We start from the raw sequence: 23557 nt of genomic DNA on the forward strand, positions 1-23557 counted from the left end.
GAGGATGCGCGCGGTGTAGGCGGACGAGAGGTCCCGGGCGAGCGGCCCGGTGGACCAGCCGTCCCCCGCGATGTGGTGGAAGACGACCACGAGGACGTGCTCGTCCGGACCGGCCGTGAACAGCCACGCGCGGATCGGCGGCTCGGACTCCAGGTCGAACACGTGCCCGGCGGCCTCGGCGACCGCGCCGTCCAGGTCGCCGGGCACCACGTCCGCGACCGTGAGCCCCCAGGAGAGGTCATCGAGTTCCAGGACGTGCTGGTACGGGTCGCCGCCGGTGGTCGGGAACACGGTCCGCAGCACCTCGTGCCGCCCGATGACGTCCCGGAACGCCGCGTCCAGCGCGCCCGCGTCCACGTCACCGGACAGGCGCAGCGCGACGGGGACGTTGTAGGTCGCGCTCGGGCCCTCGACCTGGCCGACGAACCACAGCCGCCGCTGCGCGAACGACAGCGGCACGCGGGCGGGCCGGTCGGCGGCGGTGAGCGCCGTCCGGGCCGGGGCGGTGCCGTCGAGGCGTTCGGCGAGCCGCGCCACGGTCGGCGCGTCGAACAGCACGCGCAGCGGCACCTCCACGTCCAGGACGGCGCGGATCCGGCTGACGAGCCGGACGGCCAGCAGCGAGTGCCCGCCCATCGCGAAGAAGTCGTCGTCGACCCCGACCTCGGGGACGCCGAGGACCTCGGCGAACGCGCCGCACAGGAGCTCCTCGCGCGGCCCGGAGGCCGCACGGCCCGTGCTACGGGCCGCGTACTCCGGAGCGGGCAGCGCCTTGCGGTCGAGCTTGCCGTTCGTCGTGAACGGCAGCGCCTCCAGGACGACGACCGCCGAGGGGACCATGTAGTCGGGCATGCGCTCGCCGACGTGCTCCTGGATCCGTGCCGGGAGCGCCTCGTCCTCGCCGGAGGGCACGACATAGGCGACCAGGCGCCGGTCGCCCGGGACGTCCTCGCGGGCGACCACCGCCGCCTGGGCGACGCCGGGGTGCCCGGCGACCACCGTCCGCACCTCGGCGGGCTCGATCCGGAAGCCGCGGATCTTCACCTGGTCGTCGGTCCGGCCCGCGAACTCCAGGCCGCCGGACGCCGTCCACAGCACCCGGTCGCCCGTCCGGTAGAGGCGGTCGCCCCCGCCGAACGGGTTCGCCACGAACCGCTCCGCCGTCAGGCCGGGGCGCCCGGCGTACCCGCGCGCCAGCCCGGCGCCCGCGACGTACAGCTCACCGGCCACGCCGACGGGGACCGGCCGCAGCGCGCCGTCCAGGACGTAGACGCGCGTGTCGGTGATCGGCCCGCCGATCCCCGGCCGGTCGTCGCCCGGGGCGAGCGGGTCCGACATCGTCGCGCACACCGTCGTCTCGGACGGCCCGTAGGCGTTGACGAACCGGCGGCCGCGCGACCAGCGCTCCACCAGCTCGCCGCCGAGCGCCTCGCCCGCCGACACCAGCGTGGTGACGGACGCGAGGTCGTCCGGCTCCATCACGGCCAGCGCCGCGGGCGGCACCGTCAGGTGCGTCACGCGGTGCCGCGCCGCGACCCCGGCGAGGCCGGCGCCGGGCAGCATGTCCTCGGCGGGCGCCACCACCAGCGCCGCGCCCGAGCACAGCGCCATCACCAGCTCCCAGGTCGCCGCGTCGAACCCGGGCGAGGCGAACTGGAGCACGCGGCTGCCCGCGCCCACCTCGAACCGCCGGACCTGCGTCGCGACGAGGCTCGCCACACCGGTGTGGGTCACCACCACGCCCTTGGGACGGCCGGTCGAGCCCGAGGTGAAGATCATGTAGGCGGGGTGGGCGGGCGACGGCGCGGCGGCCCGCTCCGCGTCCGTGAGCGGACCGGCGTCCAGCCGCGCCACCTCGGCCGCGGTGTCCGGGGCGTCGAGGACCACCGCGCCCCCGCCCGGCACCGACGCCGCGTGGGCGGCGGACGCGAGCACGCATTCCGCGCCCGAGTCCCCGAGCATGAGCGCGATCCGCTCCTCGGGGTAGTCGGGGTCGATCGGCAGGTAGGCGGCACCGGCCTTCAGCACGCCCAGCAGCGTCGTGATCAGCTCGGGTCCCCGGTCCATGACGACCGCGACCACCGACTCCGCCCCGGCACCGCGCCCGGCCAGCAGCCGCGCGACCCGGTTCGCGCGCGCGTCCAGCTCCGCGTAGGAGAGGTCGCCGGCGTCGGACGCCACGGCGACCGCGTCCGGGGTCCGCGCCGCCCACGCCTCGAACAGCTCCGGCACCGTCGCGGGGACGGTCCCGGCCGCCGTGTCGTTCCAGCCGTCCAGGACGCGGCGCCGCTCGTCCCCGTCCAGCACGGCCACCGCGCCCAGCGGGAGGTCGGGGCCGCCGTCCAGCGCCGTCTCCAGCGCCGACACCAGGTTCCCGGCGGCGGCCCGGACCAGCGCGCCGACCGCGACGGGGTCGATCGGGGCGACCGCGTCCACGGTCAGCGCGATCCCGTCGCCGTCGTCGTCCACCGACAGCGCGAGCGGGTAGTTGGTGCGCTCGCGGGTGAAGAGCAGGCGCGTGCCCTCCATCGCCATGTCCCAGCGCTCGTCCAGGTCGGCGCCGGTGTTGCGGCGGTAGTTGAGGCACGAGGTGAACAGCGGCGAGCCGTCGGCGACACCGCTGGCGCGCTGCGCGACGACCAGCGGGGCGTGCTCGTGCTCCATCAGCCCCGCGAGCTGGCCGCGCATCTCCCGGACCGCCGCCAGCGCGCCGCCCCGCCCGGCCGTCCTGACCCGGACGGGGAGCGTGTTGATGAACGGACCCGGGACGCGGTCGGCGCCCACGCCCGCGTTCATCCGGCCGAACAGCACCGTCCCGAACACGACGTCCTCGCGGCCGGACACGGCGGCGAGCACCCGCGCCCACGCCACGTGCATCACCGTCGCCGTGCTCACGCCCGCGCGGCGCGCGACGTCCCGCAGCCGTCCGCGCAGCTCCGGCACGGCCTCGATCCGGGCCCGGACGATGCCGGAGCCGTCGCCATGCGCGTCCACGACCCCGAACGGCGCCGTCGGCTCCTCGACGTCACCGAGCAGGTCGGCGAAGTACCGCTCGTGCTCCGACTCCTCGACGCCGCCCCTGGCCTGCGCTACGAAGTTGCGGAACGGCAGCGGCTCCGGCAGCTCCTCGCCGCGCCCCGCGACGTAGGCGCGGACCTCGTCGAGCAGGACCTCCAGCGCCGTCCCGTCCCGGACCATGTGGTGCGCCCGCGCGAGCAGCAGCCACGCGTCGCTCCCCGGTACCGCCGCGACGTGCACGTCGAGCAGCGGCGCCCGGCGCAGGTCCATCGTCGCGCCGCCCCGCTCCACCAGATCGGTGACCCGGTCGGCGGCCCGCGGATCCAACTCCACCTCCCGGACGTCCAGCGCCGCGTGCCGCCACACCACCTGCACCGGCTCCCGCAGCCCCTCCCAGACATAGGAGGTGCGGTAGATGTCGTGCCGGTCCACGACGTGCTGCAAGGCGTCCAGGAACGTGTCCAGGCGGTCGCGGGAGTCGAACTCCAGGACGGCGGGCATCACGTACGCGTCGTCGCCGCCGCCCGCGAGGAGGTGGTGGAACAGCAGCCCCTCCTGGAGCGGGGCGAGCGGGTAGATGTCGGCGATGTTCGCGGCCCCGCCCTCGACGGACGCTGTGACCCGCTCGATCTCCGCCGCGTCCAGGTCGGCCAGCGGCAGCATCTCGGGCGTGATCTCCGCCGCGCCGGCGGGGATCAGGTTCTCGGGGACCTCCACCCGCTCCGCGCCCGCCGACGCCGCCAGACCCGCGACCGTCGGAGTGTCGAACAGCGTCCGCACCGAGACGGAGACGCCGCGCCCGCGCAGCACCTCCACCAGGCGCACGGCGGCGAGCGAGTGCCCGCCGAGGTCGAAGAAGTCGTCGTCGACGCTGACGTTGTCGAGGCCGAGGACTTCGGCGAACGCGGCGCAGAGGATCTCCTCGCGGATGTTGGAGGGCGCGCGTCCTTGTCCGGCGGACCCGGCGAAGTCGGGGGCGGGGAGGGCTTTGCGGTCGAGTTTGCCGTTGCCGGTCAGCGGCAGCGCCTCCAGCACCACGACGGCGGAGGGGACCATGTGCTCGGGAAGCCGCTGCGCCGCGAACTGCCGCACGACCGTCGCGAGCCCCTCGTCCTCGGGGTCGTCCGCGACGATGTAGGCGACCAGCCGCAACTCACCGGGGACGTCCTGGCGGGCGACGACGGCGGCCTGGGCCACACGGGGGTGGGCCGCCAGAGCCGCCTGGACCTCGCCGGGCTCGATCCGGAAGCCACGGATCTTGACCTGGTCGTCGGTACGACCCGCGAAGACCAGCAGGCCGTCCTGCGTCCACCGGACGCGGTCACCCGTCCGATACATGCGCTCACCGGGAACGAACGGGCACGCCACGAACCGCTCCGCAGTCAGCCCAGCACGCCCCACATAACCCCGGGCCAACTGAGCGCCCGCGACATACAACTCACCTGTTACACCCGGAGCCACCGGCCGCAACGACTCATCGAGCACGAACACGCGGGTGTTGCCCACCGGAGAACCCACCGGCACCACATCACCCGACGAAAGCCGAGTGGTCGTCACACCAATGGTCGCCTCGGTCGGGCCGTAGTGGTTGAACACCGCGCACTCACCGGCGGACTCCACCAGTTCCCGCACCCACTCCGGGGACGCCGCCTCACCACCCAGCACCAGCGACCGGGCAGGCAGCACATTCCGCACACCCGCGACCGACGACAACGCCGCCAAATGCGACGGAACAGCCTTCACATAATCGATCCCATGCTCGGCCAGATACCCCGACACCGCAGCCGGGTCGGTCACGGCCTCCTCCGGCAGGATGTGCAACTCCCCACCGGTCGCCAAACTCGCGAACACCACCGTGTTACCCAGGTCGGTGACCTGCGCCTGAAGCAGCGCATACTTCCCACCCGGCGCCCCGAACCCAACACGAGACGGAACCGACGCGACATAGTTCCGCACACCACCATGCGTAACGGCCACACCCTTGGGACGGCCCGTCGAACCTGAGGTGTAAATGACATACGCCACCCCATCCGCCCCGACCCTTACCTGCGGCACGGTCGTCGACTGCGCCGCCAACTGCATGGCAGTGAACGGGTCGTCCAAGGCGACCATGCGGACCCGACCCGCAGGCAGATCCTCCAGAATCTCATCGGTGGTCAGCAGCAGAACCGCGCCACTGTCAGACAGAACAAACGCGATCCGCTCCGCAGGCTGAGCCGGATCAACCGGAACATACGCCGCCCCGGCCTTCCACACACCCAGCACACCCACCACGAAATCCACACCACGCGACAAGCACAGACCCACCACCGACTCCGCGCCAACGCCCTGACCGATCAGGAAATGCGCCAGGCGATTCGCCCGCTCCTCCACCTCCGCATACGACACCCCGACGCCCTCGGCCACCACCGCCACCGCATCCGGAGCGAGCGCAACCCTCTCCTGGAAAAAGTCCGCCAGCATTTGACGACCGGCGTCGAAACCGGTGTCGTTCCACTCCACCAGGACCCGATGCCGCGCGTCCTCGTCCAGGACGTCAATGGCGGCGAGCGGGAGTTCCGGGCCGCCGTCCAGAACGGTTTCCAGCGCGGTCACCACGCCGCCGGTCGCCGTGCGGATGAGGACGCCGACCGCCTCGGAGTCGATCGGGGCGACGGCGTCCACGGCCACCTCGAAGCCGTCGCCGTTGTCGTCGACCAGGATCACGAGCGGGTAGTTGGTGCGCTCGCGCACGAACAGCAGGCGGACGCCCTCCATCACCTCGTCCTCGATCCGGCCGTCGTTGCGGCGGTAGTTGAGGAAGGAGGTGAACAGCGGCGCGTCGCCGACGACGCCGCTGGCGCGCTGGGCGACGGAAAGGGACGCGTGCTCGTGTTCCAGCAGTTCCGCGAGCTGCCCCCGCATCGCGGAGACGGCCGTCAGCACGCCCGACCCGCCGGTCCGGACGCGGACGGGCAGCGTGTTCATGTACGGGCCGGGGACCCGGTCGGCACCGGCACCGGCGTTCATGCGGCCGAACAGCACCGTCCCGAAGACGACGTCCTCACGGCCGGACACGGCGGCGAGGACACGCGCCCACGCGACGTGCAGGACGGTGGCCGCGCTGATCCCCAGCCGCCGCGCGACCTCACGCAGTCGCCGGTCCAGGTCGGACGAGAACGGGACGACCCCGTGGACGGAGTCCGCGCCGTCGCCGTGGACGTCCGCCAGCCCGAAGGGCGCCGTCGGCTCCTCGACGTCACCGAGCAGGTCGGCGAAGTACCGCTCGTGCTCGGCCTCCTCGACCCCGCTGCGGGCCTGCGCGACGAAGTCGCGGAACGGCAGCGGCTCAGGGAGATCGTCACCGCGTCCCGCGAGGAACGCCTCTACCTCGTCCAGGACGACCTGCAACGCGGTGTGGTCCCGCACGGTGTGGTGCATGCGCACCAGTCCGAGCCACCGGTCCGAGCCGGGGCGCGCCGCGATGTGCACGCTGAGGAGCGGCGCGTGGCCCAGGTTCATCACCGAGCCGCCGACGGCGACCAGGTCGGCCACCGGGTCGGTGCTCTCTGGATCGAGTTCGACCTCGTGGACGGGCAGGACGGCACGCCGCCACACGACCTGCACCGGCTCCCGCAGCCCCTCCCAGGCGAGCGACGTGCGGTAGATGTCGTGCCGGTCGACGACGCGTTGCAGCGCTTCCGCGAAGGCGTCCGCGACGCCGCGCGAGCCGAACTCCACGACGGCGCGCATCACGTAGGCGTCCTCGCCGCCGTCGGCGAGCAGGTGGTGGAACAGCAGCCCTTCCTGGAGCGGCGCCAGCGGATAGATGTCCGCGACGTTGGCAGCGCCGCCCTCGACGGTGGCGACGACCCGTCCGATCTCGGCGGGCGAGAGGTCGATCAGCGTCAGCATCTCCGGCGTGATCTCGGTGGCGTCCGCCGGGATCAGGTTGTCCGGAACGACCACGTCGCCGGACGCGGCGGACTTCGCCAGGCTCGCCGGAGTCGGCGCCTCGAACAGCGTCCGGACCGATATGGAGACGCCACGGCGGCGCAGCTCCTCCACCAGCCGGATTCCCAGAAGCGACTGCCCGCCGAGTCGGAAGAAGTCGTCGTCGACGCCCACCGTGTCCAGGCCGAGAACCTCGGCGAACGCCGCGCACAGGATTTCCTCACGCGCATTGGCCGGACCACGCCCAGCCCCCGCCATCCCCTCAAAGTCAGGCGCGGGCAGAGCCTTGCGATCCAGCTTGCCGTTCACCGACAACGGCAACGCATCCAATACCACCACGGCCGACGGGACCATGTACTCCGGCAACTGCCGCGCGGCGAACTCACGCACAGACTCCGCAACATCATCGCCCGCAACCACATAAGCGACCAGCCGCTTATCGCGGACGACCACCGCCGCCTGCTCGACCGCCGGATGAGCGGCGATGACCGCCTGAACCTCAGCAGGCTCGATCCGGAAACCACGGATCTTGACCTGCTCGTCCACCCGACCCAAGAACTCGATCTGCCCATCGCGGTTCCACCGCACGACATCACCCGTGCGATACAACCGACCACCGACCTCGAACGGAGAAGCCACAAACCGCTCCGCCGTCAACCCGGCGCGTCCGACATACCCGCGCGCCAACTGCACACCCGCCAAGTACAGTTCGCCCGGCATCCCCACCGGTACCGCACCCAGCGACCCATCCAGCACATACACACGCGTGTTGGCGACCGGCGCACCGATCGGCACCGGCCCCTCAACCTGCTCCGGGCGGCACCGCCACGCGGTGACGTCCACCGACGCCTCCGTCGGCCCATACAAGTTGTGCAGTTCCACACCAGGCAGAACCGCGAAGAACCGCTGCTGAACCGCCAGCGGCAGCGCCTCGCCCGAGCAGATCACCCGCCGCACCCCATCGCAGGCACCGGCCGACGGCTCCGCCAGGAACGCCTCCAGCATCGACGGCACGAAATGCAGCGTCGTCACGCGCTGCTCCCGCACCAACGACGCCAGATATGCGGGGTCGCGGTGCCCCTCCGGGCGCGCCACCACCAGCGTCGCGCCCTCCAACAGAGGCCAGAAGAACTCCCACACCGACACATCGAAACCAGCGGGCGTCTTCTGCAAAACCCGATCACCAGCCGCAAGATCGAACCGCGACTGCATCCACCCCAGCCGGTTCACGATCCCCGCATGCGAAACGACAACACCCTTCGGACGCCCCGTCGACCCTGACGTGAAAATCACATAAGCCGGATTTCCGGCTCCCAGAGTCCGTGCGCCTTCTTCCAGCGCCTCGCCAGAGAACTCCGCCGACTCGGCCATCACCTCAGGCGTCACCACGCAAACGGCGCCGGCCGCCTCCACCACATACGCCACCCGATCCGCCGGATACCCCGGATCGATCGGCAGATACGCGCCGCCCGCCTTCACCACACCGAGCAGCGCCACGACCAGATCAACCGAACGCTCCAGACGGACACCCACCACCGACTCCGCACCCACACCACGCGAAACCAGCAACCGCGCCAACCGATTCGCCCGCTCCTCCACCTCCCCATACGTCCACTCGACACCCTCGAAAACCACCGCCACCGCACCCGGATCAACCGCCACCCGCGCCTCGAACAACTCCGGAAGCGTCCAACCGGAGATCCCGGCCGCCGTGTCGTTCCACTCCACCAGCACACGCCGCAGCTCGTCGTCGGCGAGCACCTGGACGGCTCCGAGCCGTGGCTCCGGCCCGCCGTCGAGGACGCCTTCGAGGGCGGACACCAGGTTCTCCGTGGTGGTGCGCACCAGGACGCCGACCGCCTCCGCGTCGATCGGGGCGGCGGCGTCCACGGCCAGCTCGATGCCGTCCCCGTTGTCGTCGACCAGCACGGCGAGCGGGTAGTTGGTGCGTTCGCGCGCATGGAGGAGCCGGGCGCCGTCCATCACGCCGTCCCAGAGCTCTTCCATGTTCCTGCCGGGGTTGTGCCGGTAGTTCAGGAAGGAGGTGAACAGCGGCGTGTCACCGGCCACGCCGCCGGCCCGCTGGGCGACGGCGAGCGGCGCGTGCTCGTGCTCCAGCAGTTCCGCGAGCTGTCCGCGCATCGCCGTGATCGCGTCGAGGACGCCCAGGTCGCGGGTCCGGGCGCGGACGGGCAGCGTGTTCATGAACGGGCCGGGCACCTGGTTCGCGCCCGCGTTCATCCGGCCGAACAGCACGGTCCCGAACACCACGTCGTCACGGCCGGACAGCGACGCGAGGGCACGTGCCCACGCCACGTGCAGCACGGTCGCCGCGCTGACGCCGATGCGGCGCGCGACATCCCGGAGGCGTGCGTGCAGTTCGGGAGAGAACGGCACGACCCGCTGGTCGGTGTCGCCGCCGTCGCCGTGGACGTCCGCGAGCCCGAACGGCGCCGTCGGCTCGACGTCCTCCAGCAGATCGGCGAAGTAGCGCTCGTGCTCCGACGTCTGCATGCCGCCGCGGGCCTGCACGACGAAGTCGCGGAACGGCACCGGTTCCGGCAGCGTCGCGCCGCCGTCGGCGAGCAGGGCCCGCATCTCGTCGAGGACGATCTCCAGCGTCGTGTGGTCGCGCACCATGTGGTGGATGCGCATCAGCGCGAGCCATCGGCCCCCGCCGCCCGGCATGGCGGAGTACAGCACGTCGATCAGCGGGGCCCGGCCCAGATCCATCGTGCCGCCGCCGAGCGCGACCAGGTCGCCCGCCGGGTCGGTGCTCCCGGGATCGAGTTCCACCTCCCGGACGGGCAGGACCGCGCGCCGCCACACGACCTGCACCGGCTCCCGCAGCCCCTCCCAGACCACCGACGTGCGGAAGACGTCGTGCCGGTCGATGACCTCCTGCAGCGCGTCGACGAACACGTCCAGCCCGGCGCGCGAGTCGAACTCCAGCACCGCGGGCATCACGTAGGCGTCGTCGCCGCCGTCCGCGACGAGGTGGTGGAACAGCAGTCCGCCCTGGAGCGGCGCCAGCGGATACACGTCGGCGACGTTGGCCGCGCCGCCCTCGACGGTGGCGACGACCCGTTCGATCTCATCGGCGGAAAGCTCCACCAGCGGCAGCATCGCGGGCGTGATCTCGGTAGCGTCCGCCGGTATGAGGTTCTCCGGAACGGGAATCCGGTCGGTTCCCACCGAAAGCGCCAGCCGAGCAGGAGTCGGCGCCTCGAAAAGGGCGCGCACCGACACCGAGACCTTGCGTTCCCGCAGGACCTCTACCAGGCGCATCGCCATGAGCGACTGCCCGCCGAGTCGGAAGAAGTCGTCGTCGACGCCGACCGTGTCCAGGCCGAGAACCTCGGCGAACGCCGCGCACAGGATCTCCTCCCGCGCATTGGCCGGACCACGACCCGACCCCGCCATCCCCTCAAAATCAGGCGCAGGGAGGGCCTTACGGTCAAGCTTGCCGTTCACCGACAACGGCAAAGCGTCCAGCACCACGACGGCCGAGGGAACCATGTACTCCGGCAACTGCCGCGCGGCGAACTCACGCACAGACTCCGCAACGTCATCGCCCGCAACCACATAAGCGACTAGCCGCTTGTCACGGACGACCACAGCGGCCTGCTCGACCGCCGGATGAGCGGCGATGACCGCCTGAACCTCAGCAGGCTCGATCCGGAAACCACGGATCTTGACCTGCTCATCCACCCGACCCAAGAACTCGATCTGCCCATCGCGGTTCCACCGCACGACATCACCCGTGCGATACAACCGGCCACCGACCTCGAACGGAGAAGCCACAAACCGCTCCGCCGTCAACCCGGCGCGCCCGACATACCCGCGCGCCAACTGCACACCCGCCAGGTAAAGCTCACCGGGGACACCCACCGGCGCCGGTCCCAGCGACCCATCCAGCACATACACACGCGTGTTGGCCACCGGAGCGCCGATCGGCACCGGCCCCTCAACCTGCTCCGGACGGCACCGCCACGCCGTGACGTCCACCGACGCCTCCGTCGGCCCATACAGATTGTGCAACTCCACACCAGGCAGAACCGCGAAGAACCGCTGCTGCACAGGCAACGGCAACGCCTCACCGGAACACACCACGTAACGCAGGCCGCCGCAACGCCCGGCCGACGGCTCGGCCAGGAACGCCTCCAGCATCGACGGCACGAAGTGCATCACGGTGACCCGCTGGTCCCGCACCAAGGCCGACAGGTACGCGGGGTCGCGGTGGCCGTCCGGACGCGCCACCACCAGCGTCGCGCCCTCCAGCAACGGCCAGAAGAACTCCCACACCGACACGTCAAAACCAGCGGGCGTCTTCTGCAAAACCCGATCACCAGCCGCAAGACCGAACCGCGACTGCATCCACCCCAGCCGGTTCACGATCCCCGCATGCGAAACGACAACACCCTTCGGACGCCCCGTCGACCCCGACGTGAAAATCACATAGGCGGAATTGTCGGCATGCAGGGAGCGGTCTCCAGCACCCATTTTTTCACCGGAGAACTCCGCCGATGCGGCCATCACCTCGGGGGTGACCACGCAGACGGCGCCGGCGGCCTCGACCACGTATTCCACCCGATCCGCCGGGTATTCAGGGTCGATGGGCAGATACGCGCCGCCCGCCTTCACCACACCGAGCAGCGCCACGACCAGATCAGCCGAACGCTCCAGACGGACACCCACCACCGACTCCGCACCCACACCACGCGAAACCAGCAACCGCGCCAAACGATTCGCCCGCTCCTCCACCTCCCCATACGTCCACTCGACACCCTCGAAAACCACCGCCACCGCACCCGGATCAACCGCCACCCGCGCCTCGAACAACTCCGGCAGGGTCGAGCCGGAGCCGGGGACCTCGGCCGCCGTGTCGTTCCACTCCGCCAGCAGACGCCGCGCCTCGTCCTCGCCCATGAGGGGGGCGCGGCCGACGCGGTCGCCGGGGGCGGCGGCCGCCATCCACTCCGCGATCCCGAGGAAGCGCCGGGAGACCCGCTCCGCCCCGGCCAGGTCGTGGACGTCGGGGTTGGCGTCGACGTTGACCTGCATGCCGGACCGGTCGTAGACGTCGATCCGGACGCCGTTGACCGGGCCTGTGGACAGGTTGTGCGCGGTGGCCGCGCAGTCGCCGAAGCGCAGGTCGTAGTCGAACGTCATCACGTTGACGAGCAGGCCGAACAGCTCGCCGTCGGCGATCGCCAGGTCGCGGAGCATCGCCTCGTACCGGTACCGCTGGTGCCGCAGCGCCTCCCGGACGGCCCGGGAGGTCTGCCGCACGGCCTCCTCGACGGTGGTGCCCGTGTCGATGGCGAAGCGGATCGGCAGGACGTTGGACGTCATGCCGGGGATGCCGTTCTCCCGGCGCCCGGACCGGGCGCGGACGGGCACGCCCACCACGACGTCCCGGGCCCCGGTCATCCGGTGCTCGTAGACCGCGGCGGCGGCGATGAGGAACCCGGCGAGGCTCGTCCGCAGCCGCCGCGCGGCCGCCTTCAGGACGTCGACCGCGTCGGAGCCCGACGTGCTCGTGTACCGGACGGGCGCGGTCCGCGCCCGGCGCCGGTGGCCGCTCTCCGCCTCGGTGACGGCGGGCAGGTCGGCCAGCAGGTCGCGCCAGTAGCGGCGGTCGGCGTCGAGGGCGTCGGAGGCCCGGTAGGCGTCCTCGGCGTCCATCAGCACCGACACCGGTTCGAGGCGCCCCTCGGACGGGGAGCGGCCCTCGGCGAGCGCGGTGTAGATCTCGGCGCCGCGCGCGGCGACGGCGACACCGCCCTGCCCGTCCACGACCACGTGGTGGCCGCTGCTGTACCAGAACCAGCGGTCGGCGGCGAGCTTGAGGAGCGCGTGGCTGTACAGCGGCCCGCCTTCGAGGTCGCGGGGCCGGTCCAGCTCCGCGCGCATCCACGCCTCGGCGGCGGCGCGGGGGTCGGGCTCGGCGCTGACGTCCAGGACGTGGACGGGGTAGTCGGCCGCGTCGTGGACGTACTGGCGCGGCTCGCCGTCGACCACGCGGACGCGCAGGCGGAGCGCCTCGGCCTCCTCCACCCTGAGCCGCGCCGCGCGCGCGAGCAGGTCCGGGTCGACCGGGCCCCGGATGTCCAGGTACTCGGCGACGCTGAACGCCCGGTTCCCGGGCGCGAGGTGCTGACCGTGCCACATGCCGAGCTGGCCGGCCATCAGCGTCCGGAGCTGGCCCTCAGACGTAGGCATTCCCGCGCACTCCCATCGTTCGGCTCGTCGACTGGGACGGCACGGCCCCCTCGTCCGGGGGCGTGCCGCGAAACCGCCCAGTTCGGTTCGCGCTCGGCGGTGAAACAGGTGAGGGTGGAACAGGCGGCCGGGGTCAGCCGGACATCGCGACCAGGACGCGCCGGTCCCCGGTGAAGGGGCGCCGCCCGTGGCCGACGGCGACGTTGTCGATGACCATGAGGTCGCCGCGCCGCCAGTCGACGTCGACCGCCGCGTCCAGCCCGCGGTCGCGGACCTGCAGCACGTACTCGTCGGGGATGCGGCCGCCGTCGGCGAACGACACCGACTGCGGCAGCTCCTCCGGCGGCAGGATCTGCGCCAGCTCCCGCGCGGTGTCGTCGCCGAGCGCCGCCGGGTGGAACTGGTCGACCTGGTTGAACCAGACCTCGGCGCCCGAGACCGGATGCACGATCGTGGACGGCCGGACGGGGCTGGCCATGCGCAGCCCGTCGGCGGTCCACTCCCAGTCGTACTCGCCCGCCGCGAGGTACTCCTCGACCGTCGCGCGGTCGTCGGTCTCGAACGTCTGCTGCCAGCTCCGGCCGAGCCCGAACCCGTCGTGCAGGTTCTGCAGGTACCGGACGCCGCCGGCGAACGCCTTCCGGACCTCCTCGTCGAGGACGTCCAGCCACAGCGCGCCGTCCACGACCGGGGTCGCCCCGCCCGACCCGGGGGTGGTGGTGCAGAAGAACACGATCCGCTCGGGCCACCGGTGGCTGTAGGACAGCTCGTTGTGCATCGAGATCGTCAGGTGCTGCGGGTACTCGGTGGAGGTGTACACGTTGCCGCCGACCTTGGCGCGCGGTGACGTCCCGTGCATGTAGGAGAGGCGGTTGGGCAGCAGCGCGTCCAGGACGGGCTCGACCGCCTCCTCGATCACCTGGAAGTCGCGGAACACCACGACCTTCTCCCGGGCGAGCAGCTCGGCGGGGCCGCCCGCGGCGTCGAGCGCCTCCAGCAGACCGTCGGCGCCTCCCGGGACGCCGTCCGGCCGGAGCTCCAGCGGCTTCCAGTCACTGCGGGCACTCATGGCGAGGCTCCTCTCCGATCTCGGCGTCACAGGTGTACTCCGTCGGCCGGTGCGCGGCCACGGTCAGGCACGGGGGCACGATCAAGGCAGGCACAGCGAAGGCGGGCACAGCGAAGGCGGGCACGGTCAGATCAGCCGGGCCCGCGCGTCGCCGCGCCGCGACCGCGACTTGCGCAGGTCGGTGGTCACGCTCACGCGCTTCAACCACCGGTCGCGGCCGTCGTGGGTGGCGTGGAAGGGGCGGCGGCCGTGCGCGAGCCGGTGGTTGTTGATGACGAGGACGTCGCCGGGCTCCAGGATCAGGTCCTCGACGCCGCTCTCCAGCAGCTCCTCGACGGCGTGGAAGGCGGCCTTGGCGACCGGCTCGTCGGGGACCTCCATGAAGTACGGGTCGATCCTGATGTAGGGGTTCCGCCGGTCGCCCCAAAGGACGGCGACGCGGATGTCGTCCTCCAGCATCCGGCTGATCTCGTCGAACTTCCCGCTGTCCTCGTCGCCGTCCGCGTTGTTCTTGGCGAGGTGGGAATTGTCGGGGCGGATGACGAAGTTCTCGCGCATGAGGGCGTCCAGGTGCGCGTCGCCGAGCCGTTCGACGGGAACGCCCGAGACGGTGGACGCGATGCCCTTCGGATTGCGCAGGCAGCCGAGGAGCAGGAAGTCGGCCCGCCACGGGTGGAACGCGTCCTCGGTGTGCAGGGTCAGCAGTTCCTCGCTGCCGATTCCCATCTGCTCGGTCTCGTACCCCTTGATGGGGAAGATGTCGTGGACGAGCCGCCCGTCCTGCTGCGTGCGCCACCCGAACGGTTCGCCGAGCAGCGCGCCGTGCAGCAGCATGAGGAACTCCTCGGGGAGTTCCGGTGCGCGCGCGGGACGGCCGCGCCAGTGCGGGGGCGTGTCCCCGATGCGCAGGTCGTCGATGCGGTGGCCTCGGATGACGCAGTAGCCGAGTTCGTCCTCCAGCGCGAACGAGCGGAGGAAGCGGCGCGTGCCGAGCGGCAGTTCCGCGGCGAGCACGGGCAGTTCGGTGAGCAGTTCCTCGTCCTCCGGCCCGTCGTAGCGGTCGCAGAGCTCCAATGTGAGGCGCTCGACCTGTTCCGCCTCCTCGGCCGAAATCGTGTGGACGAGACCGCTTACCGACGCCATGCCGACCTCCGGCGAATCGAGAGCTGCCGAACAATGCGCGGAGCAGGCTCCAGATCTGCCGTGTCCCCCGCCTGCCCTGCCCTGGGGTGATTCTCCGCAGAGTGGCCCGGCGGCGGCCGGTCGATCAATACTCGGCGGCGCCGCGGGCCGCCTGAACACTTCGGTCGGCCACGCCGCAGGGCGCCGTTCAACTGCGGTGAGACGGCAGTTGAACGAGGCCGGGCCCGGAGCCGCCGGGGCGGCCCCACGAACGCGCGCCTTGACGCCCCGGCCCGCGCGGTGCCACCGTGCCCTTCTCCCTTCCTTTCCCTCGATAATTGCGCTTGAAATACATTTGTGAGGCGTTCGCATGCCGAGCGAAACGGTGGAGTCCCCGCCGCATATCAATCTCGTCGACCCGGGGCTGTACTCCCACGGCGACCCTTTCTCCCAGTGGCGATGGCTGCGCGCGAACGAGCCGGTCTTCTGGCATCCGCCCGGGGAGCTGCCGGGGTTCTGGGCGCTGACGAGGTATGACGACATCAGGGCGGCCTACCGCGACGCCGAGACGTTCAGCTCGGCGTCGGGGATCCTGCTCCGCCCGGCCGAGCACGGCACCGACCCCGGCGGCGGCCGGACCCTGGCGCTCACCGACCCGCCCCGGCACCGGCAGCTGCGCGGGCTCGTGGACGGCTGGTTCGCGGTCCGGACCGTCCGCGCCCTGGAGGCGGAGATGTCGGGCATCGCCGAGAGCGTCGTCGACCGGGCGCTGGAGCGGGGCTCCTGCGACTTCGTCACCGACGTCGCCGCCCGGATCCCGCTGTATGTGATCTGCAAGATGATGGGCGTGCCCGAGGCCGACTGGGAGCGGCTGTACGAGCTCACGAGCCAGGCGTTCGGCGCGGGCGACGCGCTCACCCGCAGGTTCGCCCACCTCGACATCCTCGGCTACTTCGAGACGCTCCAGGCGGAGAAGGCGGCGAACCCCGGCGACGACCTGGTGAGCGTGCTCGCCACCGCGACGATCGACGGTGTCCCGCTCGGCGCCGAGGACGTCATCCTGAACTGCGACAACCTCCTGGTCGGCGGGACGGAGAACACGCGCATCGCCGCCGCCGGGGGCATGCTCGCCTTCCTCGACCACCCCGACCAGTGGGCCCGCGTCGTCGCCGACCCCGCCCTGCTGCCGAGCGCGGTGGAGGAGGTGCTGCGCTGGACGTCCACCGCCACCCACATCATGCGCACCGCCGTGCGGCCGACCGAGATCCGGGGGCGGAGCGTCGCCGCCGGCGACCGGGTCGTGTTCTGGCTCCCGTCCGCCAACCGGGACGAGGAGGTGTTCGACGCGCCGGACCGCTTCGACGTCGGCCGGCAGCCGAACCGGCACCTGTCGCTCGGGTTCGGCGAGCACTTCTGCCTCGGCAGCATGCTCGCCCGCGTCGAGCTGCGGCTCCTGTACGGGGAGCTGATCCGCAGGTCGATCCGGGTCGAGCGGCGCGGCGAGGCGAGGCTGCTGGACTCGATCGTCGTCAACGGGCCCGAGACGCTGCCGGTCGCCCTCAGCGCCGCCGTCTGAAAAGCCGCGTGCCCACCACGTCTCCCCTAGCGGATCGGAACCTGCATTGAGCCAACCCTGGACCACCATCAGCGACGGCGGCCCGGCGCGGCCGGTCGTCCTCGCCGTCGACTACGACGCCACCGGCCGCAGGGACGCCACGTTCCGCGACCTCGTGGAGCTGCTCCCGAGCCCGCTGACCGTCCGGCTGAGCGGGCAGCCGCCGAGGGGCGAGCGGACGGACGCGCAGCTCCTCGACCGGTGGGCCGGCGACCTGCCCGCGACGGTCGGGGCGATCCTCGGGTACTGCGCGGGCTCGATCTTCGCCTGCGCGCTCGCGGACCGGATCGAGCGGGAGCGCGGCACGCGGCCCGCGACCGTCCTGTTCAACCCCGGGCGGCCGGACGCGAGCACGCTCCGGCGCGACTTCGACGGCGTCGTCGGGTCGATGTCGCTGCTCGACCCGCGGGAGCGCGCCGACTTCCTGGAGAAGGCCGCCAAGCAGGTCGCGGCGACCCCGGACGACTTCGACGAGGTCGCCGGAGCGCTCTACGAGCTGTACGGGCAGGCCAGCCGGATCACGTTCGAGCGCGCCGACATCGACGCCGACGTCGGCGAGGAACTGGTCGCCGTGTTCGGCTCCTACATCTCCTACCTGCGGGCCGCGCGCCGGGTGGAGCCCGGTCCCGGTTGGGCCAGGGGCGCGGCGGTGGTCTCCCGCGACCACGTCCAGCCGGCCGCGTTCACCCCGAACCCCGTCCGCACCGGCCTGGAGCGGGAGCGCCTGCTCGGCGACCCCGCCGTGGCGCAGGCCGTGGTCCGGCTCATCGGGGCGGAGGAGTGACGGCGATGCACGCGGAGTTCCCGCTGCCCGAGATGTTCGCGGCCCGAGCCGCCAAGGACCCGGACGCCCCGGCCGTCAGGGACGGCGACCACGCCCTGACCTACGCCGACCTCGACGCGCGGTCCGCGCGGCTCGCGGGGTCGCTGAACGCGCGCGGGATCGGGCGCGGCCACCTGGTCGCCGTGGTCCTGGACCGGTCGGCGGACCTGGTGGCGACGCTGCTCGGGGTGCTGCGGTCCGGGGCGGCCTACGTCCCGATCAGCCCGGACGACCCGTCCGAGCGCACCCGCTTCCTCCTGGAGGACGCCGCCCCCTCGCTCGTCATCACCTCGCCCCGCCACGCGCCCGGCCTCCGGCGGGTCCACGACGGCCCCGTGCTGGACGGACCCCCGGAACCGGCGGAGACGCGGGCGCCGCTCCCCCGCGTGACGCCGTCGGACGCCGCGTACGTGATCTACACGTCCGGTTCCACCGGGCGCCCCAAGGGCGTCGTGGTCGAGCACGGCGCCCTCGCCGCCTACCTCGACCACGTGGTCGCCGCCTACCCCAGCATCGCCGAGCGCGCGCTGCTGCACTCGTCGGTGTCGTTCGACATGACGGTCACGACCCTCTACGGACCGCTGGTCACCGGCGGGGCCGTCGAGGTCGTCGACCTGCGCGCGCTCGGCGCCGACGCCGCGCGCGCCGACGGCACCGGACGGCCCGGCCTGCTCAAGGTCACGCCCTCGCACCTGCCGCTGCTCACCGCGTCGCCGCCGTGGTGCTCCCCCACCGGGCACCTGGTCGTCGGCGGGGAGGCGCTGACGTCCGCGCAGCTGGAGGCGTGGTGGGAGCGGCACCCGGACGTCACCGTCGTCAACGAGTACGGGCCGACCGAGGCCGCCGTCGGCTGCTGCGCCGCGCACCTGCGCCGGGGCGACCTGCACGGCATGTCCCGCGTCCCGATCGGGCGGCCCACCGCCGGGACCCGCCTGCACGTCCTGGACGAGCGGCTGGAACCCGCCACCGACGGCGCGTCCGGCGAGCTGTACATCGCGGGCGCCCAGCTCGCCCGCGGCTACCTCGGGCGGCCCGCCACGACCGCCGCCGCCTTCGTCGCCGACCCGTCCGGCCCGCCGGGGGCGCGGATGTACCGGTCCGGCGACCTCGTCCGGGCCCTGCCCGACGGGCGGCTGGAGTACCTCGGCCGGGTCGACGACCAGGTCAAGCTCGACGGCTACCGGATCGAGCCGGGCGAGATCGAGGTCGTGCTCACCGAGCATCCCGGCGTGGCGCGCGCCGTCGTCACCGCGCGGAGCGCGTGCAGCGGGGGGCCGCGCCGGCTCGTCGCGCACGTGGTGCCCGCCGGGGACCGGCTCGACCTGGACGACCTGCGCCGCCACGCCGCCGACCGGCTGCCCGCGCACATGGTGCCCGCCGACCTCGTGCCGCTGCCCGAGCTGCCGCTCACCGCGAACGGCAAGGTCGACACCGCGGCCCTGCCCGCCGCGCCCGCCCGCACCGGGAACGGCGGCGCCGCCCCGGGCACCGCCGAGGAGGAGACGCTGCGCGCCCTCGTCGCGGACCTCACCGGCGCCGCCGCCGTCGGCCCCGACGACGACTTCTTCCAGCTCGGCGGGACGAGCATCGGCGCGGCGAAGCTGGTGACGCGGGCGCGTCGCGCGTCGATCCCGCTGACCGTCCAGGACGTCCTGACCAAGCGCACCGTCCGGCGGATGCTCGCCCAGGAGGGGACATGACCACCGAACTGCCCACGGATCTCGCCAGGCTCGGGGAGGTCACCGGGCACCTGGAGGGCAACGCGCACACCCGCGCGGCCGTCTACGCGCTGGGCGGGCGGGTCGCCGACCACCAGGGGTGGATCGCCGAGCACGGCGACCGCGTCCGCGCGTGCCTGCGGACGTACGGGGCCGTGCTGCTCACCGGGCTCCCCGTCGACCTCGCGCTGTTCGCGGCGGCGGTCCGGGCGGTCGGCGGCGAGCCGCTCGGCTACAACGAGCGCTCGACGCCCCGGACGGAGGTCGAGGCGAACATCTACACCTCGACCGAGTACCCGCCCGACCAGGTGATCCCGATGCACAACGAGAACTCCTACTCCGACCGCTGGCCGGACACGCTGTTCTTCCTGTGCCGCACCGCCGCCGAGACGGGCGGGGCCACCCCGATCGCCGACAGCCGGGCCGTGCTCCGGCTGGTCCCCCCGGACGTGCGCGACCGCTTCGCCTCCGGTGTCGCCTACACCCGCACGTTCCGCGAGGGCTTCGGGCTGAGCTGGCAGGAGACGTTCCAGACCGACCGCCGCGAGGAGGTCGAGCGGTACTGCCGCGAGCACGGCCAGAGCTTCACCTGGACCGGTGACGGCGGCCTGCGGACCAGCCACCGGCGGCCCGCCTGGCGCACCGAACCGGTCACGGGCGCCGAGGTCTGGTTCAACCAGGCGAACCTCTTCCATGTCAGCGCGCTCGACGAGGAGGTCCAGGAGGCCCTGCTCGCGGTGTACGCGGAGGAGGACCTCCCCCGCAACGCCTACTTCGGAGACGGGTCGCCCATCAAGCCGGACGACATCGCCGCGGTGGACGCCGCCTACGCGGAGGCGTCCCTGGCCCTGCCGTGGAGCGAAGGGTCGATGCTCATCGTCAACAACATGCTGGCGGCCCACGGCCGCGAGTCCTACACCGGCGAGCGGTCGATCCTCGTCGCGATGGCCTGATGACCAGGGAGGACACGCGCGGAGGTAGTGCTGGCCGTACCCGGGTCCGCCCGTAGGCGGGGTCGACCCGCCCGGGGGTCCGGACCGCAGACTGCAAGGGCACGAGCAGCGCAGCATGAGAAGGAGACCGACGATGCGCGCACGAATCCTTGCAGGAATGTCCCTGGCGGCCGTCGTGGCGGGGGGCGTGACCGCCGCCCCCGCCATCGCCGCCCCCGTCCGGGCCCCGGCGGCCACGGTGTGCGACGCCGTGGTGGACGGCGACGAGCTCTACGCCCCCGACGGGCAGTTGAGGGCCGCCGCCGTGTGGACCGTCCAGTGCCCCGAGGACCGCCACGTGAGGGTGACGGTCGACTACGTGACCGGGGAGCACGCCGCCGAGGAGGCCGACGTCGCCGCCGGGGAGGGGTGGACGTCGTGGGACTTCTCGCCCACCGACGACGGCAGCGGCGTGAACTCCGTCGTCACCGTCTACGAGAACGGCGAGCAGCTCACGCAGGTCGCCCTCAACTGGGACTGACCGCCTCCCCGGCGACCGTGCGGCGCAACCGCCCCAGGACGATCGCGGTCAGCTCCGCGCGGGCCACGGCCAGCTCCCGCGACCGGGGGTTGCGCAGGCGCCGCCGGACGTCCGCGACGAGGTCGGCGGCGCCGCGCCCCTCGGCCGCGACCAGATAGGTGAACCCGAAGCGGGCCTGGTACGCCGCGTTGAGCCGCTCGATCTCGCGCATCGACGCGGGAGGCGCGGCGGCCAGGGAGGACTGCTCGGCCGCGGAGAAGCCCGGCGGGCCTTCCGTTCGCGTGTCGGCGCCGATCGGCGGATGCTTGCCGATCAGCGCGACGAGCGAGTCCTCCCCCAGGGCGGCCAGGCCCGCGCGGGCCGCCGCGTCCAGCGCGTCGAAGGTGCGGTACGGGCGGCCCGCGACGAGCCGGTCGGCCCACGGCGCCCAGCGGCAGCAGGCGTAGGCCGCCTCGATGGCCTCGCGCACGGCGAGCCCGTCGAAGGCGGCCACCCCGTCCACGGCGGGGGCCGGGGGCGCGGCCCGCAGCTCGGCGAGGGTCCGATCGGCGATCTCGGCGACGCGGCCCGGTTCGAGCCAGCGCGGATACTCCCCGATCCCGGCCACCGCCGCGTCCAGCGCCCGGCGGACGGCCACCGCCTCCTGCGCCGTGAACCTCTCGCCCCGGGACTCGCCCAGGGCCAAGGCCATGTCGTCGGTGCCGAGGCCGTCCCACACCCATTCCAGCCGCCCGCCGACCATCTCCGGGGCGTAGCAGGAGGAGGGCGGCGGGAAGGCGTCCGGCCCGTCCCGCAGGGCGGCGGCGACGTCGCGGGGCATGTGGCGCAGGTGGGCGTACCGGCCGACGACCGGCTTGAGCGGCGGGACGGGCAGCCCCGACTCCCGCGCCACCGTGTGCGCCAGCCGGGTCAGCGCCGTCAGGTCGATGCCCGTCCGCACCCCGTAGAGGGTCTCAAGGGCGAGCACCACCTCCTCCATCGCCGCGAACCCGCACCGGTACGACACGCCGCCCGCCGCGACGTCGGGGGACGCGCCCGCCGTCGCCGCCGCGATCGCGCACGCCGCCGCGAGCCCGAAGTCGTCATGGGTGTGCATGGTCAGCGGGACGGGCGCCGCCATCCGGTCGCGGAACGCCCGGACGAACGCCTTCATCGCCTCCGGCCCGAGGCTGCTCACCGAGTCCATCAGGTCGATCCGCAGCGCCCCCAGCTCGACCGCGCGGTCGACGGCGGGCACCATCTCGTCGAGGTCGCGCAGCCCCACCTGCGCCAGCGTGACGGTCACTCCGACGCCCAGTTCGCGGGCGGCGTCGAAGAGCTCCTCCAGCTCGTCCAGCTGGCGGGCGCGGGCGTCCGCGCCGTCCGCTGCGACGATGCCGGGGGCCAGGGTGTCGGCGCCGAGGTCGACGAGCAGCTCGGCGGTCTCGCGGACGCCGACCGGCGGGACGTGCGTCCCGTCCGACAGCAGGGTGTCGGCGAACACGTTCAGCGTGAACCCGAAGTCGCGGGAGCCGACGGCCCGCAGCAGTTCGAGCTGGCGTTCGGGCGGCGCGGTGGCCCCCGTCCAGTCCACGTTGAGGCATTCGTGCCGCACCCCCGCCAAGGCGAGCTGCTCGGCGATCCGCAGGAACCCGTCGATGCTCGTGAGGGTCCCGGCGGTGAACAGCGTCTTGCGGAGCGTGCTGTCGATGAGCGTGAACGGGTCGGGCCAGTCGTAGGCGTCGTGCAGGTCGGGACTCGCGTTGAAGGGGCTGACGCGGAAGGCGCCGTCCCTCCGGTCTCCGTGGTCGTCGCGCATGGGGTCAGCTCACCCGCTCCAGGGTCCGGCGCTCCAGCCGGGTCGCGGCGACGAACGAGGCGACGGCGAGCGCCGCGGCGACCACCCCGGTCCCCCACGCCCGCGCGTAGTGCGAGTACGACACCGAGTCGACGAACATGAAGCCCAGGCCGCTCTTGCCGATGAGGAACTCCGCCAGCATCGCCGACAGGATCGTGCTGGGAGCCGCGATCCGCACCGCCACCAGCGCGTTCGGCACCGCGTAGGGGATCAGCAGCCGGGCCAGCGTCGCGGGCTTGGACGCGCCGAGCACCGTGAAGACGTCCCGCGTGCTCGCCGAGGGCGCCCGGAGCCCCGAGGCGACCAGGCTGAACGCCGGGAAGAACGTCACCACCACGGTGATCGCGACCACCGCCGGGCGGCCCGTCCCGAACAGCCCGATCATGACCGGGACGATCGCGACCACCGGCACCGAGCGCATCAGCACCGCCGCCGGGGTCAGCACGGCGGTCAGCAGCCGGGACGACCAGACCGCGACCGCGAGCACGCCGCCGAGGAGCGTCCCGGCGACCAGGCCCGCGAGCGCCGTCCAGGTCGTGGTGAGCACCGGCCCGAGGTAGGCCCCGGGGTGGGTGAGGACGTCGGCGGCCACACTCTGCGGCATCGGCGCGACGAGGTCGGTGTAGCCGTTGGCCCGCACCCACACCGCCCATCCGCCGACAAGCAGCGCGGACGGCCACGCGACCTGGAGGAACCGGTTGAGGAAACGCGCTTCGTTCACGGG

General features: G+C 72.7%; 10 protein-coding genes (1 of these 10 cut by a window edge). 5 read left to right on the plus strand and 5 right to left on the minus strand.

Features of this window, described 5'->3' with window-relative positions:
* The 3 genes from KLI87_RS29945 to gntD all read right to left on the minus strand — a co-directional run.
* Positions 1-13176 carry the start of a non-ribosomal peptide synthase/polyketide synthase gene (locus KLI87_RS29945; protein ID WP_214619717.1) on the minus strand. It extends 18120 nt beyond the left edge of the window, so the window shows 13176 of its 31296 coding nt (coding positions 1-13176); it begins with the start codon at positions 13174-13176; the stop codon falls past the left edge of the window.
* 133 nt (positions 13177-13309) lie between these two features.
* Positions 13310-14245, minus strand: a complete 936-nt coding sequence (locus tag KLI87_RS29950) for a TauD/TfdA family dioxygenase (protein WP_214619719.1) — start codon at positions 14243-14245, stop codon at positions 13310-13312.
* 126 nt (positions 14246-14371) lie between these two features.
* Complete coding sequence (gene gntD, locus KLI87_RS29955; RefSeq protein WP_156218530.1) at positions 14372-15388, minus strand: guanitoxin biosynthesis L-enduracididine beta-hydroxylase GntD; 1017 nt, start codon at positions 15386-15388, stop codon at positions 14372-14374.
* 349 nt (positions 15389-15737) lie between these two features.
* Between gntD and KLI87_RS29960 the strand changes: the two genes are divergently transcribed.
* The 5 genes from KLI87_RS29960 (at position 15738) to KLI87_RS29980 (ending at position 20996) form a co-directional block, all read left to right on the plus strand.
* Complete coding sequence (locus KLI87_RS29960) at positions 15738-16943, plus strand: cytochrome P450 (protein WP_214619720.1); 1206 nt, start codon at positions 15738-15740, stop codon at positions 16941-16943.
* A 46-nt stretch (positions 16944-16989) separates the two neighbouring features.
* On the plus strand, positions 16990-17766 hold the full coding sequence (locus KLI87_RS29965; protein WP_214619722.1) for a hypothetical protein: 777 nt from the start codon (positions 16990-16992) through the stop codon (positions 17764-17766).
* Between the two features lie 5 nt (positions 17767-17771).
* Entirely contained in the window at positions 17772-19505 is a 1734-nt protein-coding gene (locus KLI87_RS29970) for a non-ribosomal peptide synthetase (RefSeq protein WP_214619723.1), read from the plus strand.
* Complete coding sequence (locus KLI87_RS29975) at positions 19502-20476, plus strand: TauD/TfdA family dioxygenase (RefSeq protein ID WP_214619724.1); 975 nt, start codon at positions 19502-19504, stop codon at positions 20474-20476. The genes KLI87_RS29970 and KLI87_RS29975 overlap by 4 nt, the downstream gene beginning before the upstream one ends.
* Positions 20477-20609: 133 nt before the next feature.
* Complete coding sequence (locus KLI87_RS29980; protein ID WP_214619725.1) at positions 20610-20996, plus strand: hypothetical protein; 387 nt, start codon at positions 20610-20612, stop codon at positions 20994-20996.
* Here KLI87_RS29980 and KLI87_RS29985 read toward each other — a convergent pair.
* Together KLI87_RS29985 and KLI87_RS29990 are read right to left on the minus strand one after the other, a co-directional pair.
* Positions 20983-22794 (minus strand): 2-oxo-4-hydroxy-4-carboxy-5-ureidoimidazoline decarboxylase, encoded by a 1812-nt coding sequence (locus KLI87_RS29985; protein ID WP_214619726.1) that lies wholly within the window; start codon positions 22792-22794, stop codon positions 20983-20985. The genes KLI87_RS29980 and KLI87_RS29985 overlap by 14 nt on opposite strands.
* Before the next feature lie 4 nt (positions 22795-22798).
* Positions 22799-23554: an ABC transporter permease gene (locus tag KLI87_RS29990; RefSeq protein WP_214619728.1), complete on the minus strand. Its 756-nt coding sequence runs from the start codon at positions 23552-23554 to the stop codon at positions 22799-22801.
* Between the last annotated feature and the right edge of the window lie 3 nt (positions 23555-23557).

This window comes from Actinomadura sp. NEAU-AAG7, assembly GCF_018603865.1.
Classification (GTDB): Bacteria; Actinomycetota; Actinomycetes; order Streptosporangiales; family Streptosporangiaceae; genus Spirillospora; species Spirillospora litoris.